The sequence below is a fragment of the Paenibacillus sp. MZ03-122A genome (assembly GCF_024213325.1).
Taxonomy (GTDB): Bacteria; Bacillota; Bacilli; order Paenibacillales; family Paenibacillaceae; genus Paenibacillus; species Paenibacillus polymyxa_B.
The window spans coordinates 38,583-58,810 of the sequence record NZ_JANAVI010000002.1; the positions used below are offsets into that span (position 1 = coordinate 38,583).

Annotated in this window: 17 protein-coding genes; all 17 read left to right on the forward strand. The window is 49.6% G+C overall.

The window, feature by feature from the left end; genetic code table 11:
• Positions 1–7 precede the first annotated feature (7 nt).
• The 17 genes from NLX74_RS04175 to NLX74_RS04255 all read left to right on the forward strand — a co-directional run bounded on the left by NLX74_RS04175 (position 8) and on the right by NLX74_RS04255 (position 20,220).
• Entirely contained in the window at positions 8–1,996 is a 1,989-nt protein-coding gene (locus tag NLX74_RS04175; protein ID WP_254328003.1) for a DHH family phosphoesterase, read from the forward strand.
• Positions 1,993–2,436 (forward strand): 50S ribosomal protein L9, encoded by a 444-nt coding sequence (gene rplI, locus NLX74_RS04180; protein ID WP_013312788.1) that lies wholly within the window; start codon positions 1,993–1,995, stop codon positions 2,434–2,436. The genes NLX74_RS04175 and rplI overlap by 4 nt, the downstream gene beginning before the upstream one ends.
• A gap of 2 nt (positions 2,437–2,438) precedes the next feature.
• On the forward strand, positions 2,439–3,797 hold the full coding sequence (gene dnaB, locus NLX74_RS04185) for a replicative DNA helicase (RefSeq protein ID WP_013373892.1): 1,359 nt from the start codon (positions 2,439–2,441) through the stop codon (positions 3,795–3,797).
• 376 nt (positions 3,798–4,173) lie between these two features.
• Entirely contained in the window at positions 4,174–5,460 is a 1,287-nt protein-coding gene (locus NLX74_RS04190; RefSeq protein WP_029518946.1) for an adenylosuccinate synthase, read from the forward strand.
• Positions 5,461–5,663: 203 nt separating this feature from the next.
• Positions 5,664–6,488, forward strand: a complete 825-nt coding sequence (locus tag NLX74_RS04195; protein ID WP_254328004.1) for an ABC transporter permease — start codon at positions 5,664–5,666, stop codon at positions 6,486–6,488.
• Between the two features lie 53 nt (positions 6,489–6,541).
• Positions 6,542–7,573, forward strand: a complete 1,032-nt coding sequence (locus tag NLX74_RS04200) for an ABC transporter ATP-binding protein (protein WP_254328005.1) — start codon at positions 6,542–6,544, stop codon at positions 7,571–7,573.
• A 98-nt stretch (positions 7,574–7,671) separates the two neighbouring features.
• Positions 7,672–8,841 (forward strand): extracellular solute-binding protein, encoded by a 1,170-nt coding sequence (locus NLX74_RS04205; protein ID WP_025723151.1) that lies wholly within the window; start codon positions 7,672–7,674, stop codon positions 8,839–8,841.
• A 2-nt stretch (positions 8,842–8,843) separates the two neighbouring features.
• The gene (locus tag NLX74_RS04210; RefSeq protein WP_069290739.1) at positions 8,844–9,686 is read left to right on the forward strand and encodes an ABC transporter permease; all 843 of its coding nucleotides are present in this window, start codon (positions 8,844–8,846) and stop codon (positions 9,684–9,686) included.
• Positions 9,687–9,717: 31 nt separating this feature from the next.
• On the forward strand, positions 9,718–11,232 hold the full coding sequence (locus NLX74_RS04215) for a hypothetical protein (protein WP_254328006.1): 1,515 nt from the start codon (positions 9,718–9,720) through the stop codon (positions 11,230–11,232).
• The gene (locus tag NLX74_RS04220; protein WP_254328007.1) at positions 11,229–11,696 is read left to right on the forward strand and encodes a hypothetical protein; all 468 of its coding nucleotides are present in this window, start codon (positions 11,229–11,231) and stop codon (positions 11,694–11,696) included. The genes NLX74_RS04215 and NLX74_RS04220 overlap by 4 nt, the downstream gene beginning before the upstream one ends.
• Positions 11,689–12,696 (forward strand): CehA/McbA family metallohydrolase, encoded by a 1,008-nt coding sequence (locus tag NLX74_RS04225; RefSeq protein WP_235306814.1) that lies wholly within the window; start codon positions 11,689–11,691, stop codon positions 12,694–12,696. The genes NLX74_RS04220 and NLX74_RS04225 overlap by 8 nt, the downstream gene beginning before the upstream one ends.
• Before the next feature lie 27 nt (positions 12,697–12,723).
• Entirely contained in the window at positions 12,724–13,440 is a 717-nt protein-coding gene (locus tag NLX74_RS25775; RefSeq protein ID WP_165178314.1) for a GntR family transcriptional regulator, read from the forward strand.
• A gap of 147 nt (positions 13,441–13,587) precedes the next feature.
• Complete coding sequence (locus NLX74_RS04235; RefSeq protein WP_254328008.1) at positions 13,588–14,247, forward strand: hypothetical protein; 660 nt, start codon at positions 13,588–13,590, stop codon at positions 14,245–14,247.
• A 323-nt stretch (positions 14,248–14,570) separates the two neighbouring features.
• Positions 14,571–16,094, forward strand: coding sequence for a M23 family metallopeptidase (locus NLX74_RS04240; protein ID WP_254328009.1), 1,524 nt, complete (start codon positions 14,571–14,573; stop codon positions 16,092–16,094).
• A 231-nt stretch (positions 16,095–16,325) separates the two neighbouring features.
• Positions 16,326–17,057: a response regulator YycF gene (gene yycF / locus NLX74_RS04245; RefSeq protein WP_023991124.1), complete on the forward strand. Its 732-nt coding sequence runs from the start codon at positions 16,326–16,328 to the stop codon at positions 17,055–17,057.
• Between the two features lie 71 nt (positions 17,058–17,128).
• Positions 17,129–18,883 carry a cell wall metabolism sensor histidine kinase WalK gene (walK, locus tag NLX74_RS04250; RefSeq protein ID WP_413466305.1) on the forward strand — a complete coding sequence of 585 codons (1,755 nt, stop codon included), beginning with the start codon at positions 17,129–17,131 and terminating at the stop codon, positions 18,881–18,883.
• Entirely contained in the window at positions 18,880–20,220 is a 1,341-nt protein-coding gene (locus NLX74_RS04255) for a YycH family regulatory protein (protein ID WP_254328010.1), read from the forward strand. Before walK ends, NLX74_RS04255 begins: the two co-directional genes overlap by 4 nt.
• The last annotated feature ends 8 nt before the right edge of the window (positions 20,221–20,228 follow it).

Here is a 20,228-nt window from a genome sequence, read left to right on the forward strand (position 1 = left end):
AACAGTCATGCCTAAATTTCTACAAAAACGCTGGCACGGCTATCAGACCGTCTGGGCGTTTTTACTGCTGCTGGTGCTTGTCATATGTATTTCCATGTACAACTGGGAACTGGGTGTGATGGGACTGCTGCTGTCATTCTTGCTCGGCGGGCTGATGCTGAAGACGGAATTGGATTTTCGTCGGGAACTGAATCAATATATCAGCGGTCTTTCCTTCCGGATCAAGCGGGTGGAAGGGGAAGCGATTAGTGCCTTGCCGTTCGGCATCATTTTATACAGTGAAAATCGAACGGTAGAATGGCACAATCGGTTTGCCGGGGAGATGTTCGAGGAGCAATCACTGATTGGTGAATCTCTTCAAGATTTGTTTCCTCAACTCGCAGGTGCTCTAAGCACCAAGAAGGAAACAAAGGAGCCTGCTCGTGAGCTGAAGGTGGAGCTACAGCATGATGAGCGTCATTATCAGTTTCTGATCGTGCCCGATGAGCGTCTGGTATATTTGTATGAAGTCACGGAGTTGGCGGTGCTACGCAAGCAGTATGAAAACGAGCGATTAGCGCTCGGTATCGTCATGCTCGATAATATGGACGAGGCTGCTCAGGGGATGGACGATCAGCAGCGTACCGCGCTTATTGCGAAGGTGTCAAGCGAGATTACATCCTGGGCTAATCAGTACAATATTTATTTGCGTCGATTATCTTCTGAGCGTTATCTCATTATGCTAAATCATAAAGCGCTTCAGGAGCTGGAGCAAAGTCGATTCGTCATTCTGGATACCGTAAGGGAAATGACGGCGGATTTGAAAGTACCGATGACACTGAGTATTGGCTTGTCCTTCGGTGCAGAGAGCATCAAGGAGCTAGGGGAGCTGGCCCAATCCAGTCTAGATATGGCGCTTGGGCGTGGAGGCGATCAGGCAGCAGTGAAGGCGGGACAACGCCTGTCCTTTTACGGAGGCAAGTCCAATGCTGTCGAGAAGCGTACCAGGGTACGTGCCCGAGTCATTGCACATGCGCTGCGTGATCTGATGCAGGAGAGCGACCGCGTGCTGATTATGGGACACAAAATACCGGACATGGATGCAGTGGGAGCGGCCATCGGTGTGTGGAAGGCTGCGGCGCTTTACAATGTAGAGGCACATATCGTACTGGATAAATCCAATCCGTCTATCGACCGAATGATGGAGCAGGTAAACAAGGATGAGAAGTTATCGCAAGCGCTCCTGACGCCAGAGCAGTCGCTCCAGCTAATGACTGAGCACAGTCTGCTGGTCGTGGTGGACACGCACAAGGCCTCCATGACGATTGAGCCGCGTCTAGTGCAGACGGCCAGTCGGGTGGTGGTTGTCGACCATCATCGTCGGGGCGAGGAATTTATTAACGATTCGGTTCTGATCTACTTGGAGCCCTATGCGTCATCGGCCTGTGAGCTGGTGACCGAGCTGCTGCAATATATCCATGAGAAGGTCCAACTGACACCGCTGGAGGCAACATCACTGTTGGCAGGGATTACGGTGGATACCAAGCATTTTTCCCTGCATACAGGCTCGCGTACATTCGAGGCAGCCGGCTTTTTACGACGTAGCGGGGCAGATACAGTTATGATCCAGCGCATGTTAAAAGAGGACCTGGATGAATATATTGCTAAGGCGGAAATTATTAAGCATGCTAAAATGATATATGGGCATATCGCAATTGCGGTGACAGAGCCCGGACAGAAAATACCGCAGCTCCTGATTGCTCAGGTGGCGGATTCATTACTCAATATGACGGATGTACTGGCCTCCTTTGTGGTCAGTGAACGTCCTGACGGCCTGGTGGGGATCAGCGCCCGTTCACTCGGACGCATGAACGTACAGGTCGTCATGGAACGGCTAGGCGGCGGAGGACATCTGACGAATGCGGCGGTTCAGCTGGATTGCCCGCTGGAGGAAGCTAAGCGCAGAGTGGTCGACGTGCTGGCCGAAATTGATGGGGAAGAGGGGTTATTTGAATGAAAGTGATATTCATTAAAGATATGAAGGGCCAAGGCAAGAAGGGGCAAATTAAGGAAGTTTCGGACGGTTATGCAGCGAATTTCCTGTTGCCGCGTGGTGTTGCCCGTCCAGCGACAGAAGGAAACATGAAGACGCTGGAAAATCAGAATGCTGCTGAGGAAAAACGCAAGCAAGAGGAAAAGGAAGAGGCGCAAGCGCTCGGCAAAAAGCTGGAAGAGACAACGGTTCAGCTCAAGGCGAAGGCTGGTGAAGGTGGACGGCTGTTCGGCGCGATTACAAGCAAGCAAATTGCGGAGGCAGTAGCTAAAACGGGCATCAAGCTGGACAAACGCAAAATTGAGCTGGAAGAACCGATTCGTACGTTGGGCGTGACTCAAATGACCGTTAAGCTTCATCCTGAGGTCAAAGCTACGCTGAAAGTACAGGTGACAGAAGAATAATTATGGGCGGCGAATTTTTTGATCGGATTCCTCCGCAAAATCTGGAGGCTGAACAGGCGGTTATCGGGTCTATTTTGCTCCAGTCTGAAGCACTGATTACCGCAATGGAGCGGGTGCAGACCGAGGACTTTTATGATAAGGCTCATCAGATGATTTACGAAGCAATGATTGAGCTGGGTGAATCCGGACAGCCGATTGACTTGGTTACGCTGACCTCGAAAATTCAGGACAAGGGACAGCTAGAGGATATCGGCGGTGTCAGTTATCTGGCGAAGCTGGCTCACGGGGTGCCAACAGCGGCTAACGTGGATTACTATGCCCAGATCATTGAAGAAAAAGCGATGCTTCGTCGCTTGATTCGTGCAGCTACACAGATTGTGAGCGAAGGCTATAGCAGTGGCGAGGATGTCGCTGGTATGCTGAGCGATGCTGAGCGCAAGATTATGGAGATATCCAACGGGCGCTCAGGTAGTGGCTTTATTGCCATCCGCGATGTCGTGATGGAAGTGTTTGACCGCGTTGAATTGCTGCATCAGAACAAGGGCAATACGACCGGAATTCCGTCTGGATTTGTTGATTTGGACAAGATGACGGCGGGTTTCCAGCGCAATGACTTGATCATTGTGGCCGCCCGTCCATCCGTAGGTAAAACAGCGTTCGCTCTGAATATTGCGCAAAACGTTGCAGTTCGGGCAAAAGAGACAGTAGCCATCTTCAGTCTGGAGATGTCGGCCGCTCAGCTCGTGCAGCGGATGATTTGCGCCGAGGCCAATCTGGACGCGAACGTCATGCGGACAGGTGAATTTAAAGGCGACGACGATTGGGCGAAGCTGACGATGGGCATTGCAGCCTTGTCAGAGGCGGAAATCTATATCGATGATACGCCCGGCATCACTGTGGCTGATATCCGTGCCAAATGCCGCCGTCTTAAGGCGGAAAAGGGACTGGGTATGATCGTAATTGACTACTTGCAGCTGATCCACGGACGAGGTAAAGCAGGCGAGAACCGGCAGCAGGAGGTATCTGAAATTTCACGGACATTGAAACAAATCGCTCGTGAGCTTGAAGTGCCTGTAATTGCCCTCTCCCAGCTGAGTCGGGGTGTGGAGCAGCGTCAAGACAAGCGGCCGATGATGAGTGACTTGCGGGAATCGGGTTCTATCGAGCAGGATGCTGATATCGTGGCGTTTCTGTACCGGGATGATTACTATAATCAGGAAACAGAAAAGAAGAATATTATTGAGATTATCATTGCCAAGCAGCGTAACGGCCCGGTCGGTACGGTAGAGTTGGTCTTTCTCAAAAATTATAATAAATTCGCTAATTACGAGCGTGCCCATTCGGATGCGTTCGCCGGATAACATATTAGTATCATTAGAAAAGGCTCTTTCGACGCGGATTTCGCGATCTCGAAAGGGTTTTTTTTATAGGATTCACGTATTTTCATATAAGGAATGAAACTCTCAATTACGAACAATACTATTTTCATGTAATATAATGTTCGCTTTTTATTTGACTTTAAAAAATGGTGCTGTTACACTTATAGTGCTGCTTCAACGCAGTGGGGAGATCATTACGCCCGGGGCTTTCCGAACCTACGGAATGTCTGCGACGGACGTTTTTTCCTGCTGTCCGAGAACGCTCCATATCTGCTCGCTCAGGCGGTTGAAGTCGGATATGCGTAGTGTGTCAGCTCAAAATCAGAGTGTCTGTGGGCACTCCACGGAGGAATGAAACATGTCAACTGTAGTCGTTGTGGGAACACAATGGGGAGACGAAGGCAAAGGTAAAATCACGGACTATCTGGCGGAAAGCGCTGAAGTGGTGGCCCGTTACCAAGGCGGAAACAATGCTGGTCATACGATTCTCATTGACGGTAAAAAGTACAAGCTGAGCCTGATTCCATCCGGCGTTTTTTATGAAGATAAAAAGTGTGTTATTGGCAACGGCATGGTAGTCAATCCAGCCGCTCTTATTGAAGAAATTACTTACATTCATGATAATGGATTTTCCACGAAAAATCTGGTCATTAGTGACCGTGCACATGTGATTATGCCGTACCATATGACGCTGGATGTGCTGGAAGAAGACCGCAAAGGTCCTAACAAAATTGGTACTACCCGTAAAGGGATTGGCCCTGCTTATATGGATAAGGCTGCACGTAACGGTATTCGTATTGCTGATTTGCTGGATGCAGAGGAATTCGAAAAGAAGCTGCGCCACCAAACGAAAGAGAAAAATCAAGTGATTGAACAAGTATATGGCGGCGAGCCATTGGATGTAGAAGCAATACTGAAACAGTATCTGGAATATGCTGAATTTATCCGTCCTTATGTAGGCGATACGTCTGTCGTGTTGAATGATGCGATTGACGCAAATCAAAAGGTACTGTTCGAGGGTGCGCAAGGCGTTATGCTCGATATCGACCAAGGTACGTATCCATACGTTACGTCCTCTAACCCGTCGGCTGGCGGCGTATGTATTGGTTCCGGTGTGGGACCATCCAAGATTCAACAAGTCATTGGTGTAGCTAAATCGTACACAACTCGTGTAGGTGATGGCCCCTTCCCAACTGAGCTGAACGATGAAGTCGGCGATTACATTCGTGAAACAGGTCATGAGTACGGTACGGTTACAGGTCGTGCTCGTCGTGTGGGCTGGTTTGACAGCGTCGTTGTGCGTCATGCCCGTCGTGTCAGTGGGTTAACGGGTCTTTCCCTGAACTCGCTGGACGTATTGACTGGCCTGAAAACGGTGAAAATTTGCACAGGTTACAAGTACCGCGGCGAGGTGATTACGCATTATCCGGCTAGCCTGAAAATGCTGGCGGAATGCGAAGCGGTATATGAAGAAATGCCAGGTTGGAGCGAAGACATCACTGGTGTGAAAACGCTGGAGGAACTGCCTGAGACTACACGCAATTACGTACAACGTGTGTCTGATCTGACAGGTATCCCAATCGCTATTTTCTCGGTTGGGCGTAATCGCGATCAAACGAATCAGGTGCTTCCGATTTATTTGTAGGACAAGAATGATATAGCTATTGATACACGTTCAAAGAGAGAGGCTGTTAGTAGCCTCTCTCTTTTTTTATTCTGTGAAGTGTTAAATGGTATCTTCCCCTTTACATAATCTTATCTTCCTTGTCGATTTGTGATAACAAACCCTCTCTATAATCCAAATAGAAAAGAGATTCGGACGTCTAGACGTCTTGAGAGGGATGAATTATGAACTGGTATCTTCGCTCACTCGGCACACGCAAAATTGTGGAATTCATTGTGCTTATCATTTTCGTCATTTTTTTCCTGGGGCCTCTGACCAATCTTCTCCTTTTGGCGGTTTCGGGAAAATGGCAGTATCCTGCACCGCTCCCGCAAAGCTTGTCACTGGAATGGTGGAAGTTTGTACTTACCCAGGATGATGTACTCAGCTCGATTTCTCTATCCTTCCTGATTGCGATTACCGTTACGGTCTGCTCCATTATCGTATGTATTCCTGCTGCTTATGCCTTTGCACGAATTTCTTTCCCGTTCAGTAAGTGGTTCCTTTTCTCATTCCTACTTACGCATGCTTTTCCGAAAATGGGTTTGTATGTGTCTATTGCCGTACTATTCTACCAATTCGGGTTGATGAACACCTTTGCAGGCATTGTGCTTATCCATATGGTAAACACGCTCATGTATATGACCTGGATTCCTTCCTCTGCCTTCCGTAGCGTACATCGTGCACAGGAGGAGTCGGCGCGGGATGCTGGGGCCGGACCATTTCGGGTGTTTTGGAAAATCACCTTTCCTATGGCGCTGCCCGGCATTGTGGTCGCCTCCATTTTTACCTTTCTTGCTTCAATGGATGAAGCACAGGGGACACTCCTTGTCGGAACGCCGGACTATAAAACAATGCCAGTCATCATGTATTCCATCATTGCTGATTATCCAAGCACAACGGGTGCTGTTTTCTCAGTCATTCTTACCCTGCCAACGATCATTCTGCTATTGGCAGCCAAGCGTTTTGTAAGTGCGGATGTACTGGCAGGCGGATTTCAGGTGAAATAACGTAACTGGTCAAAAGAGGAGTTTGTAAAATCCTGAAAAAGGAGCCTAAGCTAATGCCCATTCAATTATCCATTCAAGAGTTAACCAAGCGCTTCAAGACAGGAGACGGAGTCAAAGGCATTTCACTTGACGTGATGAAGGGAGAGCTGGTGACACTGCTGGGACCTTCCGGCTGTGGTAAAACAACCGTGCTTCGCTCCATTGGCGGCTTTTTGGACCCGGACAGTGGCGACATTCAGATTCAGGGTAATAGCGTACTCAAGCTGCCGCCAGAAAAGCGTCCGACGGCTATGGTGTTCCAAAGCTATAATTTGTGGCCGCATATGACCGTGTATGACAACCTGGCTTTCGGCTTGAAGATTCGAAAGGTGAAGAAGACAGAGATTGACCGTCAGGTGAAGGAAGCGCTAGCGCTGGTTCGGCTAGAGAGCGCAGAGCGTAAAACGCCGGGACAGCTCTCGGGCGGTCAGCAGCAGCGGGTAGCACTCGCTCGGGCTCTGCTGCTAAAGCCTGATGTATTGCTGCTGGACGAGCCCTTTTCCGCACTTGATGCCAAATTGCGTATGGAGATGAGAGAGGAGCTGCGCGATATCCAGACCCAGACGGGGATGACGATGGTATTCGTCACCCATGATCAGGAGGAGGCGCTGTCCATTTCCGACCGCATCGTCGTTATGAATGCGGGCCGGATTGAGCAGCTCTCTTCACCGCAGGAGATCTATGACAAACCACAGTCACTTTTTGTAGCAGGTTTTATTGGCCGGATCAATTTATTAAAGGGGGTGAGTACAGGTCGCAGTGTCTCTGTGAGCGGAATACCGTTTGCACAAGAGCATGAATACACAGGCGAATCTATGGTTGGTGTAAGACCAGAGGATATTGTTCTGACGACGGAAGAAAAGGGTTCTCTAGCCGGAACGATCAGACAAGTGATGATTCTCGGGCATTATGCGGAAGTTTCGCTGGATAGCGGTACCCATCATCTGAAAATGTTTGTGCCGCGTGAACGAGCGACCGAGCTACGCAGTGGAGAGCACATCAGATTCAGCTTCAGTAAAATTGTTACTTTTCCAGCAGCACAGTGAAGATTCACGATCAACCTCTATATCGCATCAATGTCCATCACGAACGCATCATCTGGTGATGCTGCGAACTTGTGCAACTATCTAAAGGAGGCAACAACGTGTTTGGGAAAAAGAATATGGGTCTGGTTTTGGCAGGGGTACTTAGTTTATCGTTGTTGGCTGGCTGTGGAAACGGCGGTAATGCCGCCACGGCTACAGGGGAAGCCAAGTCTACCAAAGCGGGAGCCGCTACGGGAACAACGGAAATTTCCTTGTACACTGGAGGGTCTCTGAACGTTAAAGAGCTGTGGGAAACGTTAATCAAGGACTTTGAAGCTAAAAATGATCACGTTAAGGTCAAACTGGTGTATTTGCCAGCAGGAACCGGAGGTGCATCTACACTGGACCGTCTGATCGCAGCCAAGAAAAGCGGACAAACCGATACAGATATCGACCTGTACGAAGGCAGTCTGGATGATATCACCAAAGGGGTAGGCGAGAAACTGTGGGAAACGGTGGACGCTGCCAAGGTTCCAAATTTGAAGAATGTGGATGAAACGTATCTCAAGCAAGTCAACAATCAGGCCATTCCATACCGTGCTTCTTCGGTTGTCCTTGCCTATAACAGTGCAAAAGTAGCGACACCTCCGAAAACAGCCGACGAGCTGTACACGTGGATTCGCCAGCATCCGGGCAAGTTTGCCTATAATGATCCGTCCACAGGTGGATCAGGCAGCTCATTTGTGAACACGGTTATCTATAATTTCCTTCCGCCAGAGGCGATGAACAGTGATGATCCGGCAAATATGAAAAAATGGGATCAAGGTTTCTCACTGCTCAAGGAACTGGGCCCTTCAATGTACCAAAAAGGAGTCTATCCTAAGAAGAACCAAGGTACGCTTGATATTTTAGCAAGTGGAGAGGTAGACATGGTTCCAGCCTGGTCTGATATGGCGCTCGAACAACTGGCTAAAGGGCTGCTTCCAGACACGGTGAAGCTGACACAGATCGACCCTGCTTTTACAGGTGGCCCCTCTTATCTGATGGTTCCTTCACTTTCCTCCAAAAAAGAAGCAACCCAGGAATTCTTGAATTATATACTGACGCCTGAAGCGCAAACGGTGGTTATTAATAAAATGTACGGCTATCCGGGGATTAAGTGGAATCTGATGCCAACGGAACTGCAAGAGAAATTCAACAGTGTATCTTCTGGATACCGCAGCTTTAACAGCGGAGAGCTTCAGCAGGAAATCTACAAACGCTGGCAAAGTGAAGTAGCGGGCGGTTGAGCATGAGTTCATTGTCCAAAAGGGGGATGCTGGGGCTTGCTCTGGTCATCCCGTCTTTTCTCATTTTGCTGGTCGTCGTTATTATTCCGATTCTTTATGCCGTGAAGGAAAGCTTGATTGATCAATATGGAACGGGCTACGGTCTGGCCAATTATATTCGGCTGTTCACGGAACCTGCCATGCGTAGAAATATCATGTATACGATTAATGTCACGTTAGTCTCGACGGCCCTTACTCTGGTCATCAGCTATGCTTTGGCGATTTATCTGAGATTCGGCAAAGGGGTTGTCGTAAAGTGGATAGGCCGCTTGTATTTTATTCCGATGTTTGTTCCCGGTGTAATTGCAACGTATGCGATTATTACTATGTATGGGAATCACGGTTGGGCTGCACGTCTTTTGCTGCCGCTCGGCATTGAGACGATTCCGAGGATTATTTATGACTACAAAGGGCTGGTGCTGGCTAATTTGTGGTTCAACATTCCGTTCGCAACCATGCTGCTCAGCTCGGCACTTGCCAGCATTCCAAACGCTGTCGTCGAAAGCGCCAGAGATGCCGGAGCCAGCACGATGCAGCTGTTTGGTCGCTTTATTTTACCCCTTTCCTACAAAACGATGTGGGTTGCGGTGACCTTCATTTTTATGGGAATCATGGGTAGCTTTACGGCTCCCTTCCTGATCGGTGCCAACTCGCCGCAGGTGCTGGGTGTTGCGATGCAGCAGGTATTTTCCAGCTATCAGGAGACGCGTACGGCCAGTGCAATGGCAGTGTTTATGTTTTTACTGTGTTCTTTTATGGGCTACTTTTATATTCGGACAATGGTGAAGGATGCGGATGCCAGCTAGACGGCCGTTATACACTAAGGAGGTTACAGGGATGAACAGCCAAGCAGAGGTGCAAATTACCGGGTTTAGTGGGCGAGTATGGGAAAAGGATCTGCTGGATTGCGGTTATCGGATTGCCTTACACAAGGCGGAGGTTGAGCTCAGCCCGGGAAACGGGTTCCGGTTTAGGTTCTCCATGCCAGAAGACGGATACGCGGAGCTTGATCTGTTCGCCAGATCAGACAGTGACTGGGCTGCGATAGATCGAGAATCTGCCTTCGTACGCCTCTACCTGAATGAAGCCTATAATCAAGATGTCATTTTGTACTATGGCAGCAGTCAGGGAGTGTACACCCGTCTGTTGGGGTATCTACAAGCAGGCGATTACGAGGTCTATGCTGAATTTCGCGAATTGGAATCGGCTCCGCTTGTATCTCGAGCATGGATCGACGGGGTTGAACTGCGCTGCGTGGCTGATTCCTCTCCAAGATCGCTGATTTATCGCCATACCCCGCTTTTATATGGCCGCAATCTGTCACATCCCTATGAGAATCGCTTTACGGATACACCGCTTGTTTTGTTCTATTCTGTGGAAGGGAATGAGGAGAAGACAGTCATCGAATATCAGATGATGTTCAGTCATGAAGATGAGGGAACGCCCGCGCCGCTGCTTATGAGCAAATGGGGAAGAACCACCGATATCGAATGGATGTACCGCGTGGAGCTAGATGCAGAGGACAATGTTCTGGAAGCTGTTTTCCAGGGGGCACATCATATTACGACTGCGTTTAATGGGAATTATGATCTGGGTGGGCATCCTGTTCTCCAATCCGCAACAACTAACGGAAACTTTAAGGATGACATTTCATCGGACTATCGTTTTATGCTGCCGCCTGCTTTCGAGTGGAAACCAGAGGAAGAGCCACGTGAGGCGGTCATGAGCCGTTTTCCTTTTGCCTATCAGGTCACTGGGTGGGAGATGGAACGTCAACAGGAGCTGGAAATACCGTCACAAGCGTCTTCCATTGCACTTGCACACCAGCGTAGCTATGTGTTTATCCAGACTTCCAAACGCCCCTTACGGGATTCAGACAGAGAATTGTCTCCAGGGTTCAAGTCGGGCTTCAATCGGCGCGAGGAAGATGCCTGTGTCGATGTTCAGCTTCGCCTTCACGGCTCGGAGCAGTGGTATTCATCGTGCCATCATGATCTGAGACTGGGGGATTTTAGAGCCGCTTATGAAGGGGCAGAGTCACATTTTTCCACCACGATCAAGCTGTCTGGAGAGGCTGTGCTTGAGGATATAGCTGAAATCAGAGCCGTATTGCTTGAAGGCGGTGCTGATAGCATGGAAGTAGCCGGACTGTGTGCCTTTACGTTAAACGAGGATAATCTCCCGCAGTTTCCAGGTATTCGTACAGACCGGGTAATTGAGCTGACGCGGCTTCAACCCGTGGGTGTTTTATGGGCGGCAGACAAAGACATGTCGGGTGATGAAGAACATCCTGTGAATGATATGGTAAAGCATGTTGTGGATGAACTGTCTAGCCAGGATGGGAAGTCATGAGCAGACTACTGTATGTGGAAGGAACGGTCGACAGAACCTGCACCCAGAGCCATATTACGTACTCTTTTCATATTCCACAGCCGACTGAAACGATCCGTATCCACTTTTCTTACACGCCCAAGTTATTGGAGGATCAAGAGCAAGCACGAGGAATCATTGAGGAAAGCATGAGCAAATATGGATACGATGAGCCGGGGCATTCATCCGATCTGTGGAAGAAGTATATCCCGCTGCAAAATTTATTAACGCTGTCTGTCGATGATCCTCTCCGTCACCGTGGAAATGCGCACCGTCCCGAGATGCAGCAGGAGCATTGGCTCGGTTCGTCTGCGGCTTCGCCAGGATTCCTCGCAGGAAATAATCCGGCGGGCGTGTGGCGGATTACGGTCAGTCTGCATGCCGTTGTAACCGAGACGCTTGCCTACCAAATTCATGTATTGGGGGAGGAAGCAGCATATGCTTAAATGGATTCCGGCTGAGCTTCACACCCATACGCTTCACAGCGACGGAAAGCAAACGCTGGAGGAGCTTGTTCAAAGCGCAGTGAATCTGGGACTTGAGTGCATCGCTATGACGGATCACAACACGCAATCGGCATTTGCGGATCAGGAACAGGTTCAGCGGCAGTTTGGTCTCCCGATCATTTCAGGGATGGAGTGGACGACCTTTTACGGGCATATGCTAACGCTTGGGGTTGACCGCTTTATCGACTGGCGTGTGCTGGGACCAGATGACATCTATGAGGGGATTCGGCAGGTGCATGAGCAGGGAGGCATTGCAGGGATTGCCCATCCGTTCAGGATCGGAAGTCCGATCTGTACGGGGTGCTTTTGGGAATACACGATTCAGGATTGGCATGAGGTGGATTATATAGAAGTCTGGTCAACGCTTATGCCATCTATTAAGCGGGATAGCCAGCGGGCGTTTGCCATGTGGACCGACTTGTTGAATCAGGGGTATCGCATCACTGCGGTAAGCGGTCGGGACTGGCATGTATCTAAACCGGATGATGCGCTTCCGGCTGTTACGTATCTGGGGGTTCATGATGAGGCAGAAGAGCGAGAAGGTTTAGCAGACCGGGCAGTTGAGGCGATTCGCCACGGTTCAGTGTCAGTTACGATGGGACCGTTACTGACGATGTGGGCACAGATTAAGGGCAGAGAACATCGTTATCACATCGGCGAATGCATAGAGCTGACTGTAGAAGATTCACTATCGGTGACGGTTCAATTGGATGTGGAAGCAAGAGCAGCCCATTACAACCTCAAGCCTCAGAATCTTCGTCTTCTGCTGACAAGTAGTCACGGAATATGCTCCGAGATTCAGATCCCTGCTCACACAGGAGAATATACGCTATCATTGCAAGATCCGCTAGGTAAGGGCTGGATACGAGCTGAGCTTTACGGCTGCATGGAAGACTGCGTGATGATGATTGCTTTTACGAATCCGATTTATATGGCTTAACACAATAGAAAGGCTGGGCTTCGGACGGTGTCAACAAAACAAGAGAACATAAAGCAGCGTATAGAAGAATATATGAAGGTTAATCAAATGGGTCCGGGGGATCGGCTGCCGTCGGAAACTGCACTTTCCCAATCGTTTCGTGTCTCGCGTACGACGCTACGGGGAGCTATTCGCCAACTGGAATCGGAAGGTAAGCTGCTTGTAAAACACGGGAGTGGCACGTTTGCGACTTGCCCGCTGCCGAGTATTCCAAGCTCCCTCGACCGCCTGTACAGCATCGGGGACATGATTCGTTCGGCAGGGTTACGGGAAGACGAGCAGCTAGAATCCATTCAGAGAATCTCGGTTTGTCCTCCTGATATTGCCGAACAGATGAGATTTTCCGAGAATGAGCCCATGATTGCTCTAGAGCGTACACGCACTGCCAACGGAGAGGCTGTAGCCCACTCTATCAACTGGATGCCAGAGAAATTAGCCGGACCCATTCTGGAAGGTGACTCTTTTTCAGGCTCGCTTTTTCAGAGTCTTGAGTTCAAGGCGGGGGTACGAATTGTCGGAGCGTATTCCGAGCTTACCGTTCCCAACTATGACGATGCACATATGACGCGTCTGTTGAAGCATCCACAGGCCACGGTATTACTATTAAAGCAGCTTCACTATGATGAAATGAACAGGCAGGTGCTGTATTCTCTGGATTACGTCCGCAGTGACATTTTCCGTTTCTGGGTGCGTCGTACGCGCTGATTCGATCAGAAGGTGGCATCTCCTATTGAATTGTGCTAGTTTTACATATTCCATGGGTTAAAAATCGTCATATCTCGTCAATACTGATCTATATGCACTTCATGATGATACACACATGGCAGGATGCGTATAAGGAGGTAACGGGATATGAGGTGGCTTGGATGGCTGCTCAAAAAAGGAATGACGGTCGTGTTGGTTAGCGCACTAACGCTGGCAGTGACAGGTGTAGTCGTTAATGCTTATGTTCAATCGCTGCTGCGGCAGTTTAACATTCAGCTTGATCATCAGCCCATATGGGGATTGGGTTGGCTAAAGGGCAGTGCGGGTACGGATCAAAGCACAGACACGGGGAAGAACAAGACGACGGGAAGTGACTCGGGAAGTGTAACACCGCCTGATGATGCGTTGCCTGTCATGGGACAGGGCTTAGAAGAAAGCGGAAGTGAGGCTGGTGGCGCAGCCAATGGCAAGGCATCTCAGGAGGGTGCCACGTCGGCGGGAACATCAGGCAATGAGTCTCGGAAGCAGGCAGAAGGTACAACAGCTACACCCGAAACGAGTATTGAAGGCCATGATTTGGTTATTACGCCCGACCATTTGACGGAAAAGAAGAACAATTTACCAGCGGCACAGAAGCAGGAGATTTTTGCGATTCTGATGAATAAGCTGCCGCCGGAGGAGATGCAGAAGATATCAGCTGCGATGGAAGGCGGTCTCACCGAGCAGGAGCTTCAGAATATTCAGCAGGTGCTAGCGAAGTATTTGACCAAAGAGGAATACAACAAGTTAATGGATTTGCTTAAATGAGTATTTTGCAAAATCCTGAATAAATAACCTTGAATTCAGGGGAAATGTTTATGCTCAAAATAGGACTGCAGAATCCGCGCCATGCGCGGATTTTTTTGCGTGCCAGGAAGGAATTGGAGTGTAGTTGAATTCTTTGTAAAGGCTATGTTAAAGTAAACAGTGTTGTGAAAAGGTTAAATTTTTGAAACCTTTTACGCAACTATGCAATGGTAGATAGCGACTAATATCATAGATGCTTGTGAATACAGGCTAAATTCATAGTGTGAAAGACCAATAACGAACGCATTTATATAGAGATAGGATATGCTGAAAAGGAGAGAGTCATGAAGGTTTTGAAGGAGCAGGATTCACCAGGCAGCAGGAATGCAGTTTCAAACGTTGCAGACAAGCCTGCTGTGGAAGCGGGGAAAATAGCAAAGTGGTGGAGCGGTCGGAGAAAATGGTTGAGCTGGACGGCAGGCGGTGTGGTGATTGCAGGCAGTCTTATTTTTGCGAGTAATCAGTATGTCGGAGCTAACACAGTTCCTTATTATAAAGTGTATGTAAAAGGCGTCGAGGTCGGAAATATCTTGAATGAGCAACAACTTAAACAGCTGTACGCAACGAAGAGCAAACAGTATAAGGATAAGTATCCCGGCGTCGATATGGTGCTCAATACGAGCGCGGTAACGACAGACATTGAGAAGGCATATAAAGCGGATATCGACAGCGCAGCCACGCTGAAGAAGCTGGATGGTATGCTGACAGCGTATGCCAAAGGGGTAGAAGTGAAGGTCAACGGACAGACGGTTGGCATTGTAAAGGATAAAGCGACTGCACAGGCAGCTTTAAAGCAAGTACAGAAGAAGTACACACCTGTGGGTGAGGGTACATCTACAGGCATCAAGGGGCTGGTTCGCAAAACATCTGTGGGCAGTAGTCATGCGAGTGCTAGTACTAAAACGCCTAAGGCATGGCTGGAGTCTGCCAGTATCCGTGAGAAAATCGCTTATGAGCCTGTGAAAGCAGACCCGAACAAGGTGCTGACAGAGGCTGAAGCAGTCAAAGTGTTGACTGAGGGGCGTGAGGCTCCTATCACGTATACAGTGCAAGAAGGCGATTCTTTGTCGTCGATTGCAACTAAATTTAATATGACCGCTTGGGAGATTAAGCAGAACAATCCCGGCTCGCGTGAGCTGTATTTGCAAATTGGAGACGAATTGAAGCTCACTGCTCCGAAGGCTCCAGTTACAGTGCGAACAGTAGAGAAGGTCGTCGAACAGATTGCCATCGAGCCTGAGGTTGAGATTCGCCAGAGCGATGAACTGAAGGCAGGAGTTACCAAAGTGGTCAGACCGGGACAAGCAGGCCTTAAAGAGATGGACTATCGTTTGACCAAGGAGAACGGTGAGGTTGTGCAAGAGGAATGGCTCGGTCAAAAGGTGCTGCAGCCGTCTGTTACTGAGGTGGTTCTTAGAGGAACGAAGGTTGTGGGAGAAGGCTCAGGACAGTTCGCTTGGCCGGTGTCCGGTGCATCGATGTCGAGTAGCTTTGGCGCACGCTGGGGACGTATGCATGAGGGTGTCGATTTGGTCGGTAGTGCTGACATTCACGCATCAGATGAAGGTGTGGTAACATTTGCAGGTCAGCAGAATGGATACGGCAATGTCATTATGATCGATCATCGTAACGGCTACCAAACCGTGTACGGGCATTTGAGCAGCATTGGCGTTCATGTAGGACAGGTGGTTCAGCAAGGCGAGTCGATCGGGGTCATGGGGAACACAGGACGCTCGACCGGAACGCATCTGCATTTTGAAATTCGTAAAGATAATACGCCACGCAACCCAATGACGTATTTAAGATAGGTTGGATGTTTATATCGAGAGTTACATGATTTATGAAGATCAAGGGGAAAGGCCATGTTTTTCTGCATGCTTAACAGTAGGTGCAGACATGGTTTTTTTCTGCGTAAAGAAAAGGGTCTGGAGAAGTAAGGGAATGGCGCACGGGTATGATAGAATAGAATAAACATCTTATAGGTACTGCAAACGAAAGTTAATTATAGATTATGATCCGTGAAGAGAGGTGAACGCTATATGCAGGGAACGATTCTGGTAGTGGATGATGAACAGCCCATCGCTGATATTTTGAAATTTAATTTGGAAAAAGAGGGCTACCAGGTGATTTGCGCCTTCGATGGAATCAGCGCGGTGGATATCGCGGTCAAGCAGCAGCCTGACCTGATTCTGCTGGATCTGATGCTGCCGGGCATGGATGGCATGGACGTATGCCGCGAGGTACGTGGGCATCAGCTCCAGACGCCGATTATTATGCTGACCGCCAAGGACGGCGAAATCGACAAAGTGCTGGGGCTGGAGCTGGGTGCGGACGATTATGTGACAAAGCCGTTCAGCACACGGGAATTGCTGGCACGAGTGAAGGCACAGATGCGCAGACAGCAACGTGGCGGGGCAGGCACGTCGGAAAGCCGACCGCAGGAGGATAAGCAGGGGCTGCGCGTGGGCGACCTCTTTTTTGATACAGATATGTATACAGCATACAAAAACGGAACACCGCTTGACCTGACGCACCGCGAATATGAGCTATTGCACTATATGGCGAAGAATGCTGGAAAAGTCATGACGCGGGAGCATTTGCTTCAGGCGGTATGGGGCTTCGAATACTACGGGGATGTGCGGACAGTAGATGTGACCATTCGGAGGTTGCGCGAGAAGATTGAGGAGAACCCGAGCAAGCCGGAGACCATCCTGACGCGCCGTGGTCTTGGATATATCGTGAGCGGGGGCAAAGGTGGCCTGCGGGCATGAGATGGCTGTCTTTCTTTCGTACCATTCATGCAAAGCTGATTATTATCTATGTGCTGCTTATCTTGGTGGCTATGCAGCTGATTGGGGTCTATTTTGTCAGCTCGATGAAGAACTCTCTCACGAGTAATTTTACGCAGGATTTGCAAGCACGGGCGGAAATGCTGTCCGTGCTGGCGGAGCAGGATCTGAGTGGCAGTGACGGCAAAATGGAAGAAGACAGCGTGGAAAGCCTGCGTGCACGCGTGAATAATTTGTTTGATTTCAGCGGCGCGGAAATTCAGGTGCTGGATGCCAGCGGCAAAGTGTTAATTACTTCTCAAGGTTCACACGCCGATTATGTTGGACGCAAAAATACGCAGACAGTGGTTAGCCGCGCACTCCAAGGTATCCGTGATAACGAGGAATACATGGTGGACGAGGATAACGTCCGCAAGAAGGTCGTCGCCAAGCCCGTCATCAGCCAAGGCAAGATTGTCGGCGCAGTGTACATCGCCGCTTCGATGACCGAGCTCTACGATACGATGAAACGCATTAACAATGTATTTCTCTCAGGTATGCTCATTGCGCTGGCGCTAACGGCTGTGCTGGGCGTGGTATTGGCCCACACGATTACGCACCCGATTAAGGTGATGACACGTCATGCAACAGAGGTTGCCGAGGGCAAATTCGATCAGCAGATGCCTGTATTTGGGGATGATGAGATCGGCAGGCTCAGCGTGGCCTTTAACTATATGACAGGCCGTCTGCGTGAGGCACTGTCTCAAAATGAAGAGGAGAAGGAGAAGCTCTCCTCCATCTTGACCAATATGAGCGACGGTGTGGTCGCTACCGATGATAACGGCCGGGTCATTCTGGTCAACCGTCGGGCCAGCGCCATGCTGGGCGTGAACGAAAACGAAATGACCGGCAGGCATATCGCGGTACTGCTGGGGATCGACCCGGAGGAAACCGAGGCCCTGTATAGCGGATCTTCGGCCTCCACGCTCTTGCAGCTGGAGCCAGCCGGTCAGGATGAACCCATCGTCATCCGTGTGACATTCACGCCGATTCATCGGCGGGAAATTGGCATTACGGGGACGATTGCCGTGCTCCAGGACGTGACGGAGCAGGAGGAAATGGAGACGACACGGCGGGAATTCGTAGCGAATGTATCACATGAGCTACGCACTCCGTTGACGACCATCCGCAGCTATGCTGAGGCACTGGATGACGGCGCGATGGCTGAACCGCAGCTCGCGGAGCGTTTTGTAGGCGTGATCCGCAACGAGACAGAGCGTATGATCCGGTTGGTTACGGATTTGCTGCATCTGTCACGGCTCGATTCCAATGAGGCACCTTTGCGGATGCAGCCTGCAGATGTGATGGAGATGCTGGACGAGGTCGCAGATCGGTTTTCTTTTCAAATGAAGCAAAAGCACATTCGCTCAGGGATGTTCGTAGAGCAGGGAATCGGTAAGGTCGTGATCGACCGGGACCAAATTGAGCAGGTGTTGGACAACCTGATGTCCAATGCATTGAAATATACGCCAGATGGCGGGAGTATTCGGATTGAAGCTCGCCGCAACAGTGAGGGGATGCTATCTATTTCGGTACAGGACACCGGAATTGGTATTCCCAAAAAAGATTTGGACCGGATTTTTGAACGGTTTTATCGTGTAGACAAGGCGAGATCGCGCAATATGGGTGGCACGGGACTGGGACTGTCGATTGCCCGGGAAATTGTAAAGGCGCATGGGGGCCAAATTTTTCTGGAGTCGGAATACGGTCAGGGAACCTGTACGACCTTTACGCTACCCATGTCGAGTGAAGGGAGGGAAGCACAGTGAAGGAACGTTTGAAGTCCTGGACGCTTATTTTGCTGGTTGCTTCCAGCCTGGTACAGACTTATTTTTTGATTTACCGCCTTCCGGGCAGTGATTCTGTACTCACTTCAGAAACGAACTATGTCAAAACCGAAAGCATGGGGCAGGAGAAAAAAATTGAGAACCTCGTGTTTCCTGATAAAATGCTCATTCACCAAGGTGAGAAGAAGCATACCGTTTTTTATCCGGGTGTTACTTTTTACGATTTAATTTATACACGGCTGGAAAGCCGGAGCTTTAACAACTTTCAACGTCGAAGTATCCAATCAGCGGACTGGGCGCAGATTCGCAGCGAAAATGAAGGCATCGAATTATCCTTTTCAGGCGGAGTCCCGGTTTCATTACTGGAACGGGTTATGCGTCTGACGCCGGATTCGGTGTTTCAGGGAGAGACGATTAACCGCATTTGGATCTATATAGACGAAAAGAATGCCAAGCCGCATGCGCTCTTTTTCAGTGCCAGAGGCGATGTGGTGTATGAGGCAAACCAGTTCGATATGACGGTAGAGGACATTCGGCAGCATGTGAATTTCGGTGAAAATGCCCCGTTGTACGAGCTGGTGGATAATCAGTACTACATTCCCGTGAATGACCTGGAAACAGTGCAGCCTCTGGTGTATGCCGGGTTGTTTACGACGGAGCAAATGCAGCGGAACTTGTTCTTCGATCCAGGGATTACGCGCAATATTCAGGAGAAGGACGGCTCACAAATTTACACGGACAGCAAGCGTAGTCTGCAAATTAAGCAGGAGCAACGATGGATGAGCTATACCGATCCCAGTGCGCCAGGGGCAAGTGGCAGTAGTCCAATTAGGGATGTACTGGCCGCAGTTGATTTTGTGAATCAGCATGGCGGTTGGGATGCTTCGTACCAAATGAAATTAAGAAGTAGTGATGAAAATCGTACGACTGTGATGTTTCAGCAGTATTATGGTGCTTATCCGGTGCTGGACACACCATCGTTCCGCTTTGGTACAATTTCGCTGCAAATCCAGCAAGAAACGGCATCTGTCTATGAACGTTCGTTGCTGTACCTCAAGGGAGGAGAGCAATCCTCGAAGAAGGTTATGCTGCTGGGTGGCGAGCCCTTGAAGAAGCAACTGGAGACTGTAGCAAAAGGGAAGACGATTCGTGATCTGACTCCCGTGTATCAACCGGAGCTGACCAATGATGGATTGAAGCTTGCTCCTGAGTGGCGCGTTACGCTCAGTGACGGTTCTGTTGCAGAAATTCATGCTGTTCCTGTAACGACAGCATCCAACACAACACAAACGAAACCAGACCGGGAGACAAAGAGGTGACAGGAAGG